Origin of the sequence: Blastomonas sp. UPD001 (assembly GCF_003426715.1) — a bacterium.
Classification (GTDB): Bacteria; Pseudomonadota; Alphaproteobacteria; order Sphingomonadales; family Sphingomonadaceae; genus Blastomonas.
This window is the reverse complement of record NZ_QKVT01000058.1, coordinates 1-501: the sequence shown is the minus strand read 5'-3', so window position 1 is coordinate 501 and position 501 is coordinate 1. Positions and strand designations below refer to the sequence as shown.

Sequence of the window (501 nt, the reverse complement as noted above, 5' to 3'; positions counted from 1 at the left end):
CGAAGCGTGAAGCCGGGCGCTTTCGTGCCCGCTGCAAGAACTGTGGGCATGGATCTTCCTCCCTTCAATTGCTCAGGTCGCACCGGAGGCGGCGCGCTGGTTTGCTGGGCCGGTGCGGGCGGATCGCAGCCTGTAGGCAAGGACCAGCAGCGTTGCGCCCAGCACAAGCGCATGCGCGCCGGTCCACCAGGTCAACACCAGGGCGCCGACAGACGGCCAGATGACGAGGAGAACCCCGAGCACGATGCTGGCGATGCCGCCGATTGCCAGCCAGATGCGGCCATGGGCAATTTTCAGCCGGAAGGTGGAAATCAGCATGAGGCTGCCGGATATCAGCGCCCATGCCGCCACCAGCATGACGAAGGCAAACACCGTGATCCCGGGCCAGAGGATCGCGAGCACGCCGACGACAATACCCAGGATGCCGCCAAGGAGCAGCCAGATCCAGCGCTCGCCCCTGCGCGCGCCGCGCACCGACATGATGATCCCGAGGACGCCATC

At 65.9% G+C, this 501-nt stretch carries 1 protein-coding gene; it reads right to left on the bottom strand.

What is annotated here, in order from left to right:
* Window positions 1-72: 72 nt before the first annotated feature.
* A partial coding sequence (locus tag DM995_RS18340; RefSeq protein WP_116970626.1) for an HdeD family acid-resistance protein occupies window positions 73-501 on the bottom strand: 429 nt, incomplete at its 5' end.